Origin of the sequence: Pseudonocardia spirodelae (assembly GCF_037727765.1) — a bacterium.
GTDB lineage: Bacteria > Actinomycetota > Actinomycetes > Mycobacteriales > Pseudonocardiaceae > Pseudonocardia > Pseudonocardia spirodelae.
The window spans coordinates 37,492-53,482 of sequence record NZ_JBBJUP010000016.1; the positions used below are offsets into that span (position 1 = coordinate 37,492).

Annotated in this window: 16 protein-coding genes; 7 read left to right on the forward strand and 9 right to left on the reverse strand. The window is 75.4% G+C overall.

Going from position 1 to position 15,991, the window contains the following annotated elements; genetic code table 11:
- The first annotated feature begins 1 nt into the window (after position 1).
- Positions 2-1,774, forward strand: coding sequence for an FAD/NAD(P)-binding protein (locus tag WJX68_RS18835; protein ID WP_340292798.1), 1,773 nt, complete (start codon positions 2-4; stop codon positions 1,772-1,774).
- Here WJX68_RS18835 and WJX68_RS18840 read toward each other — a convergent pair.
- Positions 1,719-3,275, reverse strand: a complete 1,557-nt coding sequence (locus WJX68_RS18840) for an MFS transporter (RefSeq protein WP_340292800.1) — start codon at positions 3,273-3,275, stop codon at positions 1,719-1,721. The two genes, WJX68_RS18835 and WJX68_RS18840, sit on opposite strands and share 56 nt — an antisense overlap.
- Before the next feature lie 149 nt (positions 3,276-3,424).
- Here WJX68_RS18840 and WJX68_RS18845 point away from each other — a divergent pair, with 149 nt between their 5' ends.
- Both WJX68_RS18845 and WJX68_RS18850 read left to right on the forward strand, forming a co-directional pair.
- A complete protein-coding gene (locus tag WJX68_RS18845) occupies positions 3,425-4,666 on the forward strand; it encodes a sensor histidine kinase (protein ID WP_340292802.1) in 1,242 nt (413 codons plus the stop codon).
- The gene (locus WJX68_RS18850; protein ID WP_340292804.1) at positions 4,663-5,373 is read left to right on the forward strand and encodes a response regulator; all 711 of its coding nucleotides are present in this window, start codon (positions 4,663-4,665) and stop codon (positions 5,371-5,373) included. The genes WJX68_RS18845 and WJX68_RS18850 overlap by 4 nt, the downstream gene beginning before the upstream one ends.
- Before the next feature lie 50 nt (positions 5,374-5,423).
- On the opposite strand, the gene WJX68_RS18855 is transcribed toward WJX68_RS18850, so the two are convergent.
- The 5 genes from WJX68_RS18855 to thiC form a co-directional block, all read right to left on the reverse strand.
- Positions 5,424-6,242: an FAD binding domain-containing protein gene (locus WJX68_RS18855; protein WP_340292806.1), complete on the reverse strand. Its 819-nt coding sequence runs from the start codon at positions 6,240-6,242 to the stop codon at positions 5,424-5,426.
- Positions 6,239-6,799 (reverse strand): (2Fe-2S)-binding protein, encoded by a 561-nt coding sequence (locus WJX68_RS18860; protein WP_340292808.1) that lies wholly within the window; start codon positions 6,797-6,799, stop codon positions 6,239-6,241. The genes WJX68_RS18855 and WJX68_RS18860 overlap by 4 nt, the downstream gene beginning before the upstream one ends.
- On the reverse strand, positions 6,796-9,054 hold the full coding sequence (locus WJX68_RS18865; RefSeq protein WP_340292810.1) for a xanthine dehydrogenase family protein molybdopterin-binding subunit: 2,259 nt from the start codon (positions 9,052-9,054) through the stop codon (positions 6,796-6,798). The genes WJX68_RS18860 and WJX68_RS18865 overlap by 4 nt, the downstream gene beginning before the upstream one ends.
- Before the next feature lie 181 nt (positions 9,055-9,235).
- Positions 9,236-10,087: a bifunctional hydroxymethylpyrimidine kinase/phosphomethylpyrimidine kinase gene (gene thiD / locus WJX68_RS18870; RefSeq protein WP_340292812.1), complete on the reverse strand. Its 852-nt coding sequence runs from the start codon at positions 10,085-10,087 to the stop codon at positions 9,236-9,238.
- A 195-nt stretch (positions 10,088-10,282) separates the two neighbouring features.
- Positions 10,283-11,920, reverse strand: coding sequence for a phosphomethylpyrimidine synthase ThiC (gene thiC / locus WJX68_RS18875; protein ID WP_340292813.1), 1,638 nt, complete (start codon positions 11,918-11,920; stop codon positions 10,283-10,285).
- A 199-nt stretch (positions 11,921-12,119) separates the two neighbouring features.
- Here thiC and WJX68_RS18880 point away from each other — a divergent pair, with 199 nt between their 5' ends.
- On the forward strand, positions 12,120-12,551 hold the full coding sequence (locus WJX68_RS18880) for a nitroreductase family deazaflavin-dependent oxidoreductase (RefSeq protein WP_340292815.1): 432 nt from the start codon (positions 12,120-12,122) through the stop codon (positions 12,549-12,551).
- 52 nt (positions 12,552-12,603) lie between these two features.
- Here WJX68_RS18880 and WJX68_RS18885 read toward each other — a convergent pair whose 3' ends face one another.
- Positions 12,604-12,837 (reverse strand): hypothetical protein, encoded by a 234-nt coding sequence (locus WJX68_RS18885; RefSeq protein ID WP_340292817.1) that lies wholly within the window; start codon positions 12,835-12,837, stop codon positions 12,604-12,606.
- Positions 12,838-13,065: 228 nt separating this feature from the next.
- Between WJX68_RS18885 and WJX68_RS18890 the strand changes: the two genes are divergently transcribed.
- Entirely contained in the window at positions 13,066-13,710 is a 645-nt protein-coding gene (locus tag WJX68_RS18890; protein ID WP_340292819.1) for a response regulator, read from the forward strand.
- A gap of 22 nt (positions 13,711-13,732) precedes the next feature.
- Here WJX68_RS18890 and WJX68_RS18895 read toward each other — a convergent pair whose 3' ends face one another.
- Complete coding sequence (locus WJX68_RS18895) at positions 13,733-14,008, reverse strand: hypothetical protein (protein WP_340292821.1); 276 nt, start codon at positions 14,006-14,008, stop codon at positions 13,733-13,735.
- 118 nt (positions 14,009-14,126) lie between these two features.
- A complete protein-coding gene (locus WJX68_RS18900) occupies positions 14,127-14,708 on the reverse strand; it encodes a peptide deformylase (RefSeq protein ID WP_340292823.1) in 582 nt (193 codons plus the stop codon).
- A gap of 193 nt (positions 14,709-14,901) precedes the next feature.
- Between WJX68_RS18900 and WJX68_RS18905 the strand changes: the two genes are divergently transcribed.
- Together WJX68_RS18905 and WJX68_RS18910 are read left to right on the forward strand one after the other, a co-directional pair.
- Positions 14,902-15,219 (forward strand): DUF3263 domain-containing protein, encoded by a 318-nt coding sequence (locus WJX68_RS18905; protein WP_340292825.1) that lies wholly within the window; start codon positions 14,902-14,904, stop codon positions 15,217-15,219.
- Between the two features lie 16 nt (positions 15,220-15,235).
- The gene (locus tag WJX68_RS18910; RefSeq protein WP_340292827.1) at positions 15,236-15,937 is read left to right on the forward strand and encodes a LytR C-terminal domain-containing protein; all 702 of its coding nucleotides are present in this window, start codon (positions 15,236-15,238) and stop codon (positions 15,935-15,937) included.
- Positions 15,938-15,991 lie beyond the last annotated feature (54 nt).

The window sequence follows — 15,991 nt, forward strand, 5'->3', positions numbered from 1 at the left end:
GATGCGGGTCTGTCTGGTGGGCGCGGGCCCACGGGGCACCGGCGTGCTGCAACGGCTGGGGGTGCAGGCACGGCGGCGCGGCACGCGGCTGAGCGTCGAGGTCGTCGACCCGTTCCCGGCCGGGGCCGGGCGGATCTGGCGCCGGGACCAGTCGTCGCTGCTGTGGATGAACTCGCCGGTGACGGCGGTGTCGATGTTCGACGGCCCGGACGGGCTGGCGCCGCTGACCGCGTGGGCAGACACGCTGCCCGACGACGCCGATCCCGAGCTGCTCGACGACGTCGGACGGTCCCGGGAACGTCGCTTCGCCAGCCGCCCGGTCGCGGGCGCCTACCTCGAGTGGGCGTTCGCCCGGGCCGTGCACGGCGTGGACCGGGTCCGCGTGCACCGTGACCGGGTCGTCGACCTCACCGACGGCGACGGCGGCGAGCAGCTGGTGCACCTCGCCGGCCGCCCCGAGCCCCTGCGCGTGGACGCCGTCGTCCTGGCGCAGGGCCACGTCGACACCGCGCCGGACCCGGCGACCGCGGCCGTCGGCGCGCACGCCCGCGCGCACGGGCTCTACCACCGGCCCCCCGCGCACGCCTCGCCGATCGACGAGACCGACCTGCCGCCGGGCACCGACGTGCTGGTGCGCGGTCTCGGCCTGACCTTCGTGGACCTCGTGACCCTGCTGACCCAGGGCCGCGGGGGCCGCTTCGCCGACCGCGGTGACGGGGACCTGGAGTACCTGCCGTCCGGCCGGGAACCGGTGCTGCACGCGGGGTCGCGCCGGGGTGTGCCCTACCGCAGCAAGCCCGGACCCGCGCTGCGGGCGGACCCGCCGCCGCTGCCGTGCGTGCTCACCCCCGACGCGCTGCCGCCCGGACCGCTGGACTTCCGCAGGCACGTCCTGCCGCAGGCCCTGCGCGAGATGGTCGCCGGGCACTACCACGAGCTGCGGCACGTCCACCCCCGGCGCACCACGGTGCCGTGGGCGGAGTTCCGCGACCGCCTGCGCGATCCGTCCGAACCGGTCGCGGCGCTCGTCGGGCGCGCGATCCCCGACCCGGCCGACCGCTTCGACCCGCAGCTCCTGGCCGATCCCCTCGCCGGGATCGGCACCGGCACCGAGGCCCTGCAGCGGCGGGTGCGCCGGCACGTCGCCCGGGACCTGTGGCGGCGGCACGACCCGGACGCCGGCGCCGAGACCGGCGCGATCGCGGGGATCGGCTCGGCGCTGACCACGACGCTGGAGCTCGTCGCCGCGGGCCGCATCACCGCCGGATCGGTCCGTCGCGACGTCGAGGGGTCGTTCCTGCCCTTCGGCAGCTACCTGACCAGCGGACCACCGGGGCGGCGGCTGCGGGAGCTGCTCGCGCTGTCGCGGGCCGGGGTGGTCCGGTTCCTGGGACCCCGGCTGCAGGTCCGTCCGGACGGGGACGCCTTCCGCGCCGACGGCCCCGCGCTGGACCGCCCGGTCACCGCCCGGCACCTGATCGACGCCCGCCTGCCGCCCGACGACCTCGGCCGGAGCACCGACCCGCTGCTCGTCGCCCTGCGCGGGCGCGGCGAGGCCACCGCGGACCCCGGGACGGGGCGGCTCGCGATCCGCGAGCCGGACCACCGGATCCTGCTGCGCGACGGGCGGGTGCACCCGCGCCGCTTCGCCGTCGGTCCCTGCGTGGCGGGGGTGGCGTCCCCCGGCCGCGGCCCGGCCGGCATCGACTTCTTCGAGGTCAACGACCGGGTCGCGACGGAGCTCCTGGACCGGGTGCCGCACGGCGCCGGCTGAGGAGCACCCGGCCGCCGGACCAGACGCCGTCCAGCACCAGCACCAGCGTCCAGATCCGGCCGGCGTCCAGGAGCAGGTCGCCGCTGGAGTTCCAGAACCACTCGGCCGGATGCGGCCCCGACAGCAGGGCCTCGACCGGCCAGCTGACACCCGCGACGGCCAGCCCCGCCTGGGCGACGAGGTAGACACCGAGGTGGGCGTACCACCCCCGTGCCGACGGGCGCGACGCAGCGGCGCCGCGCGCGTCCGGACCGGGCGTCGACGGGGGCCCGTCACCGCCCCGCGCCGGGCGGTCGGGTTCCGGGACCGCGGCGGGCGGGGGCGACCCGGTGCCCGCCGCCCCCACCGGGACGGGCCGGTCGGCCGCACCCACCCGGCCCAGCGCCCGCCGGGCCAGCGGGGCGGTACCGGCCAGGAGCACCGCCGCCGCGAGGCAGACCACGACCAGCCCGCCGGCGTCGTAGAGCGGACCGGCCGCGAGCGCGCCCACCGTGACCCCGGCGAGGGTCGCGGTCTCGTAGACGGCCATCGCGCGCCCGGGACCGAGCCCGGAGGTCTCGGCCACGACGGCCTGCTCGATCGGCACCGCCACCGCGAACGACGCCGCGGCCAGCACCCACGCCACCGCGATCACCCAGACCGTCGGGGCCCAGGCCAGGGTCAGGGCGAACACCCCGCTGCAGACGGGCGCCACCGTCATCGCCCGGCGGCGGCCGATCCGGCCGACCACCCCGTGCAGGTACTCCGGGGCCAGGCTGTAGACCACGAACCCCGGCAGGAACACGAGCGCGATCTCGCCCACGTCGAGTGCGAAGCGGTGCTGCAGGTGCAGCAGCAGGACGAGCGACACCGCGCCCTCCGCGGCCGCGATCACGCCGACCACCAGCAGCAACGGCCGCAGCCTGCGCGTGGCGGGCCCCCAGCCGGCCGCGGGCGCGGGGGCGGTCGCGGGGTCGTCGCCCGCGACGGCCAGGACCGCGGCCGCCACGACGCACGCCGCCGCACCGCCCAGGAACACCCCCGACGCGTCGATTCCCGGCAGCAGGGTCAGGGCCGCCACGAACGCGACCCAGGTCCCGGTCCCCTCCGCGGAGAACAGCCGCGCGAAGACCGCCGGGTCCTCGGGCGCGTCCTGTGCGACGCGGGCCCGCAGCGCCACCCAGAACAGGGCGCCGCCCGCGCCCCCCACCACGGCCACGACCAGCGCGGTCGCGAAACCCGTCGCCGTCGCGTAGCCCGCCAGCGACACGGCCGACACCGCGGCGCCGGCCGCGGCGACCCTGGTGCGGCGCAGCCGGTCGGCCAGGACGCCCGCGACCGGCCGGACGAGGAACGACACGAACGTCTCGGCGGCCACGAGGACGCCGATCGCCGTCGGGGACAGCCCCAGCGCCGCACCGGCCCACAGGGGCAGCAGGAAGTCGAGCACCTCGGCAGGCCCGCGGGCCAGGCCCGCGGCCCACCCGTGTACCCGGTCGGACCGCCGCGCGGTGTCGCCCATCGTGCTCCCCCGGTCGTCGGGACCCCGTCCCCGGCGAGCCTGCCCGGTCGCCGGGGTCGCGGGCGTCGGCGGTCCGGCCGATCTCCGGGCCGCCCGACGTGCGACCTTCGGAGGACGCGCGGGCCCGGCGATCGTGCTGGGATGGACGGGTGCCCCTGCTCCCCGGTGTCCGCCACGCCCTGCGCGAGGTCGTACCGGACGTCGGGCTGGCGCTGCTCATGCTGGCCGCCGGGCTGGCGATGACGCACTGGTTCCCCGAGATCAACGGGATCAGCTGGCGGGGCCCGGAGGCCACCCCGGACCGGGTGGCCGGGACCGTGGTGCTCGTCGTGGCCTGCGCCGGTGAGGTGCTGCGGCGGGTCCTGCCGCTGGCGGGCGTCGCGCTGGTCGCACCGGCCGTGCTCGGCGGTGCGCTGTGGGTGGGGACGACCGACGTCGTCGTCCTGCTGGTGCTGGCCGACCTGCTCTACTGCGCCGTGCTGCACACGGGGCGGCGCACCGGACGCGCGGTGGCCGCCGTCGGCCTGATCGGCGCCGGGACGGTCGCGCTCGGCGTGCTGCTCGACGGGTCCGGCCCCGTCGTGGTGTCGAGCCTGATCAACCTGGTGCTGGTGGTGGTGATCCCGGTCGCCTGGGCCGCGGAGGTCCGCCGGCACCGCGACGTCGCCGAGGCGGAACGGGTCCGCGCCGACCAGGCCGCCCGGATGGTCGAGCTGGACCGGGCGGCCGCGGTGGCCGCGGAGCGCGCCCGGATGGCCCGCGACCTGCACGACGTCGTCGCCGGGCGGCTGTCGGCCATCGCGCTGCAGGCCGAGGCGGCCCTGCAGCCGGGGGTCGACGGCGACACCGGGCGGCGGGTGCTCGGCGCGGTGCGCGAGTCCGGCGTCGCCGCGCTCGGGGAGATGCGGACACTGATCGGCCTGCTCCGCGACGGCGACACGGCCGACCCGCCCGGAGCCCCGCCCCGGCTGGGCGAGCTGGAGCCGCTGCTGCGGACGGCGCGGGCCGCGGGCCTGACCGTCGCGCTCGTCGACGAGCGCGATCCCGCCCGGGTCCCGGACCTGCCGGTCGCCGTGGAGCTGGCGGGCTACCGGATCCTGCAGGAGTCGCTGACCAACGCGGCGAAGCACGCACCCGGGTCGCGCGTCGTCGTCGAGATCACGACACCCGGCACCGAGCTCATCCTGCGCGTCGGCAACGGCCCGGCCGCCGGCCTGCGCACACGTCTGCCCGGGACGAACGCGGGCACCGGGCTCGAGGGGCTCGCCGAGCGGGCCCGCGCCGTCGGCGGGTCCTGCGACGCCGGCCCGGACGGTGCCGGGGGCTGGGCCGTGCGCGCGGTGTTCCCCCTGCAGCTCGTACCGGCGGAGGAACGGACGGTGGGTCGATGATCGACGACGGCACGACGGGCGCGGGACGGGCCGGGGAGGCACCGGCGGGTTACGGCGTCGTGCGCGTGGTGGTGGCCGACGACCAGGACGCCGTCCGCACCGGGCTCACGATGATCCTCGGGGCGACCCCGGACATCAGGGTCGTGGCCGAGGTCGGGGACGGCGACGCCGCCGTGCGGGCCGTCGCCGAGCACTCCCCCGACGTCGTGCTGATGGACATCCGGATGCCCGGTCTCGACGGGATCGAGGCCACCCGGCGGATCCTCGCCGCCGGAGGCCGCACGCAGGTCCTGGTGCTCACGACCTTCGACCTCGACGAGCTGGTCGACGGGGCGCTCGTCGCCGGCGCGGCCGGCTTCCTGCTCAAGTCCGTCGACGCGGCGCGGCTGCAGGAGGGGGTCCGTGCGGTGGCGCGCGGCGACGGCGTGCTCGCGCCCGAGATCACGCGCCGGGTCATCACCCGGTCCGTGGGCGCGCGCCGTCCGGCGTCCGTACCGGGGCTGGACGACCTGACCGCCCGCGAGACCGACGTGCTCGGCGGACTCGGCCGCGGGCTGTCCAACGCCGAGCTGGCGGCCGAGCTCGTCATCTCCGAGGCGACCGCCAAGACGCACGTCTCACGGGTGCTGGCCAAGCTGGGGCTGCGCTCGCGCACCCAGGCGGCCATCGTCGCGCAGGAGGCCGGTCTGCTCCGGCCGGGCCCCTGACACGCCGCCGGCCCGCGCCCCGGACGGGACACGGGCCGGCGGACGACGGGTCAGCCCTGCCCGCGCGCCGTCTCCAGCGCGCGGCGGGTCAGCACCTGCACCAGGTGGGTGCGGTAGGCGACCGACCCGTGGGTGTCGGCGGGCGGCTCGGCACCCTCGGCGGCCAGCGCGGCCGCCTCGGCGATCGACTTGCCGCCGGCCAGGGCCTGCTCGGTGGCGCTCGCCCGCAGCGCGGTCGAGCCCATGTTGACCAGGCCGATGCGGTCGTCGGAGACCGCGACGGCGACGATCGCCCAGTCGTTGCTGCGACGGGTGAACTTCTCGTACGCCCAGCCCTTGTCCCCGCAGCGCGGGATCCGGATCTCGACGATCAGCTCGTCGGGCTCGCGGACCGTGGTGAACACGCCGGTGTAGAACTCCCCGATCGGGACCGAGCGCTTCCCGCGCGGCCCCTGCAGGACGACGACCGCGTCCAGCGCGAGCAGCGCGGCGGGCAGGTCCGCGGCCGGGTCGGCGTGCGCGACGGTGCCGCCGAGCGTACCGCGGGCGCGGATCTGCGGGTCGCCGACGGTGCGCGCGACCGCCCCGAGCAGCGGGACCTCGGCCGCGACCTCGGCGGAGTCGACGATCTCGCGGTGCTTGGTCGCCGCGCCGACGGCGAGCTCGTCGCCCTCGACGCGGATGTAGGACAGCTCCGCCAGCCGGCCGATGTCGATCAGGAACTCGGGCGCGCCGAGACGGACCTTCATGACCGGGATCAGCGAGTGGCCGCCGGCCAGGACGCTGGCGTCCTCACCCTTCTCGGCGAGCAGCGCGATGGCGTCGTCGAGGGAGTCCGGGCGGGCGTAGTCGAACGCGAGGGGGATCATGCGCGCGCCTCCTCGGCGGACTCGCCGCGGGAGAAGCCCGGCGCGGTGCGCAGGGCGTCGGACTCGGCCTCGGCGCGCTGCTCGGCGTCGGGGTCCTTGCCCGCCGCGACCAGCACCGCGCGGACGATGTTGTGGTAGCCCGTGCAGCGGCAGAGGTTGCCCTCGAGCCCCTCGCGGATCTTCCGCTCGTCCAGGTCGTCGTCGTGCTCGATCAGCGACACCGCCGCCATGACCATGCCGGGCGTGCAGAAGCCGCACTGCAGGCCGTGCTCGGCGCGGAACGCCGCGGTCACCGGGTGCTCGGGGCGGCCCTCGGCGGCGCCGTCGAGCCCCTCCATGGTGGTGACGGCCTGCTGGTCGGCCTGCACCGACAGCACGGTGCAGGACTTCACGGCGTGGCCGTCGAGCAGCACGGTGCACGCGCCGCAGGACGTGGTGTCGCAGCCGATGTTGGTGGCCTTCAGCCCGACGTTCTCCCGCAGGTAGTGCGCGAGCAGCTGGCGCGGCTCCACGTCGGCGCCGGTGGACTCACCGTTGACGGTGATCTCGACCTTCACTTCGAGGCCTCCTGGATGGCCTCCCACACCCGCATGGGGGTGAGGGGCATGTCGATGTGCGTGACGCCGAGGTGGGACAGGGCGTCGATGACGGCGCTCTGGGTCGCGGGCGTGGACCCGATCGTCCCGGCCTCGCCGATGCCCTTGTAGCCCATCGGGTTGATCGGCGTCGGGGTGGTCATCTCGACGAGGTCGAAGCTGGGCAGCTCGGCCGCGGAGGGGATGCCGTAGTCGGCGAAGGTGCCGGTGAGCGGCTGGCCCTCCTCGTCGTAGATCACCTCCTCCAGCAGCGCCTGCGCGATGCCCTGGGCGATGCCGCCGTGCCGCTGGCCCTCGCAGAGCAGCGGGTTGAGGATCGGGCCGGCGTCGTCGACCGCGACGATCTTCTCGACGGTCACCTTGCCGGACTCGGTGTCGACCTCGACCACGCAGACGTGCGAGCCGAACGGGAAGGTCGGCTTCTTCGCGTCGAAGGTGTGCTCGGCCTTGAGCTCCTCGCGGGCGGCGAGGTCGGCGAGGGTCACCGACCGGTCCGGCACGCCCTTGACGACGACGGCCGCGTTCAGCGGGTCGATCTCGAGGTCCTCGACGCTGGCCTCGAGCAGGTCCGCGGCGCGCTGCTTGGCCAGGTCGGCCAGCTCGGTGGAGGCGTTGTGCACCGCGATGCCACCGGTCTGCAGCGACCGCGACCCCATGGTGCCGCTGCCGCGCGGGATCAGGTCGGTGTCGCCGTGCTTGACGGTGATCTTCTCCATCGGCACGCCGAGCTGCTCGGACGCGAGCATCGCCCACGCCGTCGCGTGGCCCTGGCCGTGCGGCGAGGTGCCGGTCAGCACCGTCACCGAACCGTCGGGGTGGACCTCGACCGAGGCGTCCTCGACGAACGCGCCGCCGCCGGTGATCTCGACGTAGGAGGAGACGCCGATGCCCAGCTGGCGGGCGTCGCCGCGCTCACGGCGGGCCTTCTGCTCGGCGCGCAGGTCGGCGTAGCCGGCCTTCTCCATCGCGAGGTCGATCGCCCGGGCGTACTCGCCCGAGTCGTACTCGACGCCGCCCTTGGTGGTGAACGGGAACTTGTCCGGCGAGACCACGTTGATCTTGCGGACCTCGCCCGGGTCCATCCCGATCTCGGCGGCGAACAGGTCCACCGCGCGCTCGATCGCGGCGGTCGCCTCCGGACGGCCCGCGCCGCGGTAGGCGGCGACCGAGGTCGTGTTGGTGACGACGGCCTTCGCGCGCGAGTCGACGTGCGCGATGTCGTACGTGCCGGGCGCCATCATCCGCGTGAACATCGGCAGGAAGGTGCCCAGGCGCGGGTAGGCGCCGAGGTCCTGGACGACGTCGAGGCGGTAGTGGGTGATCCGGCCCTGGCGGGTGCCGCCGATGGTGACCGTCTGGCGCTGGGCGCGGCCCTGCACCATCCCGGTCATGTTCTCCGAGCGGGACTCGTTCCAGCGGACCGGGCGGCCCTGCTGCTTCGCCAGCCAGGCGACGATGGCGAACTCGGGGTCGGAGCCGATCTTGGCGCCGAAGCCGCCGCCGACGTCGGGCAGCACGACACGGACCTTGTCCTTGTCCAGGCTGAGCCAGCCCGCGACCTCGTCGCGGCCGCCCTGGGCGTTCTGGTTGGACATGTAGACCGTGAGCTTGTCGCCGTCCCAGTAGGCGCTGGCGGCGCGGGTCTCCAGCGGGGCCGCGGCCAGGCGCTGGTTGACCAGGTCCCGGGTCACGACGACCTCGCAGCCGTCGAAGAACGCCGCGTCGGGCTCCTCGTCGTACCCGTAGGCGGCGGCGGTGTTCGTGCCGGCCTCGGGGAACAGCAGCGTCTCGTCGCGGACCGCGGCCAGCGGGTCGATCACCACGTCCAGCGGGTCGTACTCGACGTCGACCAGCTCCGCGGCGTCCTCGCCCTGGTACAGCTCCTCGGTCAGCACGGCGGCCACCGGCTCGCCGACGAACCGCACGCGGTCGGTCGCGAGGAACGGGCGGGTCATCGCCTTGTTCGCACCGGGGAACAGCAGCGCCGGGGAGATGTCGAGGTCCGCCCCCGTGACGACGGCGACGACGCCCGGAGCGTCCAGCGCCGCCGAGGTGTCGATCGAGGTGATCGTCGCGTGGGCCAGCGGGGAGCGGACGAGCGTCAGGTGCAACGCCCCGGTCAGCCGCTCCTCGGTCAGGTCGTCGGTGTAGGTCGCGCCGCGCGTGAGGAAGACCGGATCCTCGTTGCGGACGACGCGGGTGCCCAAGATGCTCATCGGTGGCGAGCGTATACACCTGCGCGCCCGTGTGCGACGCAGAGCACACCGGCGATCCGCAGGTCAGGGCACCCTTCGCGGAACGACGCGCGGTGGCCGGACCGCATCTGCGGGGCCGCGCCCCGGCGGCGGCCCGACCCTCGGGGTCGTTGACGCCGCACGCATCTCCGGCGCGCCGGGCTCAGCCGTCGTCGTCCCACCACGGGCGGACGGCCCACAGCGGCGAGACCGGTCCGTGCCCGGCCCCGAGCGGGTAGGAGTGACGCACCGCCTCGACGATGTAGCGCTTGCCGAACCGCACGGCCGCCTCGAGGTTCAGGCCGCGGGCGAGACCGGAGGCGATCGCCGCGGCGAGGGAGTCCCCGCCGCCGTGGGTGTGCCCGGTGTCGAAGCGCGGACCGGGCAGCTCGACGAAGCGCTCGCCGTCGTGCAGCAGGTCCAGGCAGCCGTCGGTGTCGCCGTCGAGGTGCCCGCCCTTGACCAGGACCGCGCGCGGGCCGAGCGCGTGCAGCGCCTTCGCCGCGGCGTACTGGCCGTCGCGGTCGCGGACGTCGTGCTCGACGAGCAGCCGGATCTCGTCGAGGTTCGGGGTGACCAGGGTGGCCCGCGGGAACAGGACGTCGCGGTAGGCGTCCAGCGCGGTCCCGGCCAGCAGCGGGTCGCCGTGCATCGACGCCGCGACCGGGTCGACGACGAACGGCGTGGCCCGGTCGGCGCCGATCCCGTTCGCGTCGCAGGCGGCGGCGACGGCCTCGATGATCTCCGCGTTCGCGAGCATCCCGGTCTTCGCGGCCTGCAGCCCGATGTCGGAGGCGACGGTGGCGATCTGCCCGGCGATCGTGTCCACCGGGATCGTGTGCACCCCGGTGACCCCGACCGAGTTCTGCACGGTGACCGCGCAGACCGCGAGGCAGCCGTGCACCCCGCACGCGGCGAACGCGCGCAGGTCCGCGGCGATGCCCGCGCCGCCGCCGGAGTCGGTGCCGGCGATCGTCATGACCCGGGGCGGGGTGGTGCCGACGGTGGGTTCCATGGACGTGTCCTCCCTGGCCGGCATTACCCGGCCGGTCCGCGGTCGGCGGCGCCGGTCCCGGTGGGACCCGGCCGCCCTCTCAGCCCGCCTGCTCCGCGAGCTCCCGCGTCGTGCGTGGTCGCCGACGACGGTAGACGGTGCCGGGGCCGCGGGTGGATCCCCGCGGCCCCGGCGGTGCACGTCCCGGTCCGGGCCTCAGTCCGTGGCGGAGATCGGCAGGTGGACCCGGCCGCCCTCGTCCCGGGACTCCCCGGACTTCTCCGCCATCCCGGCCTCGATCGCCTCCACACTGGTCAGCCCGTGCGCCTCGGCGTAGTCGCGGACGTCCTGGGTGATCCTCATCGAGCAGAACCTCGGCCCGCACATCGAGCAGAAGTGCGCCGTCTTCGCGGGCTCGGCCGGCAGGGTCTCGTCGTGGTACGCGGTCGCGGTGTCCGGGTCGAGCGACAGCGCGAACTGGTCGCGCCAGCGGAACTCGAACCGGGCCCGGGAGAGGGCGTCGTCACGGGCCTGGGCGTGCGGGTGCCCCTTGGCCAGGTCCGCGGCGTGCGCGGCGATCTTGTAGCTGATCACGCCGACCTTGACGTCGTCGCGGTCCGGCAGGCCCAGGTGCTCCTTCGGCGTGACGTAGCAGAGCATCGCGGTGCCGGCCTCGGCGATGCGGGCGGCGCCGATCGCGGAGGTGATGTGGTCGTAGCCGGGCGCGATGTCGGTGGCCAGCGGGCCGAGCGTGTAGAACGGCGCCTCGTCGCACCACTCCTCCTCCAGCCGCACGTTCTCGACGATCTTGTCCATCGGGACGTGGCCGGGGCCCTCGATCATCACCTGCACGTCGTGGCCGCGGGCGATGCGGGTCAGCTCGCCGAGCGTGGCGAGCTCGGCGAGCTGGGCCTCGTCGTTGGCGTCGGCGATCGAACCGGGGCGCAGGCCGTCGCCGAGGGAGATCGTGACGTCGTAGCGGCGCAGGATCGCGCAGAGCTCGTCGAAGTGGGTGTGGAGGAACGACTCGGCGTGGTGGGCCAGGCACCACGCGGCCATGATCGACCCACCCCGGGAGACGATCCCGGTGACCCGCTTCGCGGTGAGCGGCACGTGGCGCAGCAGCACCCCGGCGTGCACGGTCATGTAGTCGACGCCCTGCTCGCACTGCTCGAGCACGGTGTCGCGGTAGATCTCCCAGGTCAGCGACGCCGGGTCGCCGTCGCACTTCTCCAGCGCCTGGTAGATCGGGACGGTGCCGATCGGGACCGGGGAGTTGCGCAGGATCCACTCGCGCGTCTCGTGGATGTCGCGGCCGGTGGACAGGTCCATGACCGTGTCGGCGCCCCACCGGGTCGCCCACACCATCTTCTCGACCTCCTCGGCGATCGAGGAGGTCACCGCGGAGTTGCCGATGTTGGCGTTGACCTTGGTGAGGAACCGCTTGCCGATGATCATCGGCTCGCACTCGGGGTGGTTGCGGTTGGCCGGGATCACGGCCCGGCCCCGGGCCACCTCGGCGCGGACGAGCTCGGCGTCGCAGCGTTCGCGGACGGCGATGTAGGCCATCTCGGGGGTGACGATCCCGGCCCGCGCCCAGGATCTCTGGGTCCCCGGCCCCCGTGAGGTGACCCACGGCTCCCGCAGCCGGGGCAGCCCGGCGTGCAGGTCCACGGTCGCCCGGGAGTCGGTGTACGGGCCGGAGGTGTCGTAGACGTCGTGGTGCTCGCCGTGGGACAGCGAGATGCGCCGGACCGGGACGGTGATGCCGTCCGGGCCCTCGATCCAGGCCTTGGCCGACCCCTGGATCGGGCCGGTGGTGACCTGCTGCGGACGCACTGGTGCCGTTGTCATGACGGTCCTCCCTGGCCGGCATTACCCGGCCGGTTCTGCGGTCGGCGACCGGCGAGTCGCCCTCTCAGCCCCGCGCGACGGAGCTCCCGCGTGTTCAGTTGGTCGTGCACCCGCACCGTAGGCACCGTCCGGCGACACGCACCAGCCCCTCACCCGGCTGCGAGGAATGATCACAGGAGGTATCGGGTTCCCCACCGTTATGACGCAGAACGCTGAGCTCTCCCCGACCGACTGGGTCCGCGAGCAGACCGAGAAGATCCTCGAGAACGGCACCACCGAGGGCGTCACGGTCATGGACCGTCCGATCATCCTGGTCACGACGACCGGCGCGAAGTCCGGCAAGCAGCGCTACGTGCCGGTGATGCGCGTCGAGCACGGCGGCTCCTACGCGATGATCGCGTCCAAGGGCGGCACTCCGGAGCACCCGGCCTGGTACCACAACGTGGTCGCGAACCCGCAGGTCCAGGTGCAGGACGGCACGCAGACCGGCACCTTCGTCGCCCGCGAGGTCACCGGCGACGAGCGCCGGGAGTGGTGGGACCGCTCCGTCGAGGCCTACCCGCCCTACGCCGAGTACCAGGAGAAGACCTCCCGGGTCATCCCCGTCTTCGTGCTCGAGCCCGCGAGCTGATCCGCCGGGACGGCCGCGCGCCCGGCCCACGGCGGGCGCGCGGCCGGCCCGCTCACGCGAGGGTGACGCCCTGCGCGGGCTCGACCCGCCCGGCCCGGCGCACCGGGCCGAGCGAGGCCGCCACCGCGACGAGCACGACGGCGGCGGCGAGGCCGGCCGGCTGCCCCACCGGGGGCGCGGCGACCAGCCCGGCGAGCACCGTGAGCCCGGCCGGCCCCAGCCCGGTCCCGCGCACGACACCGACGGCGGCCTCGGCCCGGCCGCTGGTGTACGCCGTGGCGCCCACCGCCTCCGCGGCCGGTTCGGGGGTCGCCGTGCCCGGTGGCGGGATCGCGTTGTGTCGCTGACCGAGCTGTTCGCGCCGGCCGCGGTCACGGTGGCGACGGTGCGGGTCCCCGCAGGCCCGGCGGCGGCGCCGACCGCGCCCCCGGTCCCTCGGCGGGTCCGTCCACGCCGGACCGGACGGGCACGGCCGGTGGCTGGTCGTCGCCGAGGTCCCCGCCGGGGGCGGGCGGTGAGCGCGATCCGGGTGCTGCTCGCCGACGACCAGGAGATGGTGCGCACCGGGTTCGGGCTGATCCTGTCGGCCGAGGACGGCATCGAGGTGGTCGGCGAGGCCGCGACCGGCACCGACGCCGTCGCGCTGGCCCGGGAGCTGCGCCCGGACGTGGTGCTGATGGACGTCCGGATGCCCGGGACGGACGGGATCGCCGCGACCCGGATCCTGACCGCGGACCCGTTCCCGCCGCGGATCGTGGTGGTCACGACGTTCGACCTGGACGAGTACGTCTACGGCGCGCTGCGCTCGGGCGCCTGCGGCTTCCTGCTGAAGACGGCCGGCCCGCGGCTGCTCGTGGAGGCGGTGCGGGCGGCCGCCGCGGGCGACGCGCTGGTGTCGCCGTCGGTGACCGTGCGGCTGCTGGAGCGGCTGACCGAGCCGGAGCCGGCCCGCGCCGACGTGCACGCGACGCTGTCGCCGCGCGAGGTCGAGGTGGTCCGCGCGGTCGCCCGGGGCCGGACGAACTCCGAGATCGCCGGGGACCTGTTCGTGTCGCTGTCCACGGTGAAGTCCCACATCGCCAACATCGGGTCCAAGCTGGACGCCCGCAACCGCGTGGAGATCGCGGCGTGGGCCTGGGAGAACCGGCTCGTCGACTGAGCCGGACCGTCCCCGCCCGGCCTCAGCGGACCGGGTGCACGGGGTGCACCGGGGACAGCGGGCGGCGCGGGAGCGGGATCCGCAGGGCCGCCGCGGCGTCGCCGAGCGACTCGGGGAACGCCGCCGTCGACACCGCCGGGACGGGCGCGACCGGCTCCGCGGCATCGGCGGTGCGGGCCGGGGCGGCGCCGCGGTCGCGCTCGGACGCGCGGGCGTCCCACAGCTCGAACAGCGGCTGGACCGCCATCACCAGGAGCACGGCCAGGACGGGGGCGACGGCGAGGATCGTGAGCACCATGGCGTCCACGGTGCCCGCCGGGGGCGGGTCGCGACATCGGCCGTGGGGCCGGTTCTCGCAGGTCACCCCTAGTACCCGGGTAGGAGGACCCCGGTGGGACCTCGGGGTAGCCCCGGGGTCAGCCCCGGGGGACGTCCTCGGCGTCGGTGGTCGAGGGGTCCCACGAGTCCGCACCGGTGCCCCAGCCGTTGCGCTTGAGCATCTTTTTCGCCGCGCGCTGGTTGCGGCCCATCAGCCGGTCCAGGTAGAGGTGCCCGTCGAGGTGGTCGACCTCGTGCTGCAGGCAGCGGGCGAAGAAGCCGCGGCCCTCCTCGGTGACCGGTGCGCCGTCGAGGTCGGTGCCGGTCACCCGGGCCCACACGGCGCGGCCGGTCGCGAAGTTCTCGCCGGGCACCGACAGGCAGCCCTCCTGGTCGTCGTCGGGGTCGGGCATGACCTCCGGGACGCCGTCGGTCTCCAGGACCGGGTTGACGACGAGCCCGCGGCGCATGGTGCGGGACTCCTCGTCGGGGCAGTCGAAGACGAACAGGCGCAGTCCGACGCCGACCTGGTTCGCGGCCAGGCCGACCCCGTTCGCCGCGGCCATCGTCTCGAACATGTCCTCGACGAGGGTCCGGAGGGTGTCGTCGACCGTCTCCACCGGGCGGGTCGGGGTGTGCAACACGGGATCGCCGACCATGCGGATGCGCAGAACCGTCACCGGAGCAGGGTACGGTCGCCGCCGACGATGACCCGGGCGGGCGGTTTCGCCGCCGTGGGGGGCGCGTCGCGCCACGGGACCGTCGGTCCCCTGTGGTTGAATCCGCACCGCGAATGACAGACGTGTCATTCGTCGTCGCGGCGCCCGGGCGGGGCCGCCGCAGCACGACGTCGTCGGCCGCTCGAGGAGCGTGATGGAGTCCGCCGGGTCCCTGCCGGAACGCCGCGGAGCGCACCGGCGCGCCGCTGCCGCGTCCCCTCGCGAGCTCGACCGTCGCGAGCGCGAGATCCTCGCGTTCGAGGCCCAGTGGTGGAAGTACGCGGGCGCCAAGGAGCAGGCCGTCCGCGAGCTCTTCGACATGTCCGCCACGCGCTACTACCAGGTGCTGAACGCCCTGGTCGACAAGCCGGAGGCGATGGCGGTGGACCCGCTGCTGGTCAAGCGCCTGCGCCGCCTGCGCACCAGCCGGCAGCGCACCCGCGCCGCCCGCCGCCTCGGCCTCGAGCCCTGACAGCCAGGAGGTCACGATGACCGCACCCGCGTCCGGTGGGCAGTCGCCGCTCAGGATCGCCGGCATCGCGCTGATCGGCGTCGGCGTCATCGCCGGTGTCGTCGGCCTGTTCGGGCTCGGCGGGGGTGGCGGCGAGGGCGGCAGCCAGGCCGCGCCGCCGTCGCCGACCGCCTCCGCGTCCGCCGCGCCGGAGCCCGGCGCGGGGGGCGACACCGGTACCGGCACCGCGGCGCCCGGCGCGTCCCCGGCGCCCGGCACGCCCGGCGCACCCGGTGCGGGCCAGGACACCTCCCCGCTGACCCCCGGCGCCCCGGGCACCCCCGGATCCCCCGGCTACGACGGCGCCGGCCCGGCCGTGGCCGCGCCGCCCGCCGCGGGCTCCGGCGGCTCGGGCGGTTCCGCATCGGCCTCGGGGGGTTCGTCCGCGGCGGCCCGCCCGGCCGTGCGGATCTACAACAACTCCACCATCCGCGGCCTCGCGGAGAAGGCGGCCGGGGAGTTCCGCACCAACGGCTGGAACGTCTCGCAGGTGCAGAACTACTCGCAGGGCGTCATCCCGACCACCACGGTCTACTACCGCCAGGGCACCGCGGAGAAGGCCGCCGCGGAGGAGATCGCGGCCAAGTTCGGGATGCGCGCCGAGCCCCGGTTCGACGGCATCCAGGACGCGACGCCCGGCGTCATCGTCATCGTGACCCGGGACTTCTCGGCCGCCTGAGACCCCCGACCGCACGACGGCCCCGGACGCACCGCGTCCGGGGCCGTCGGCGTT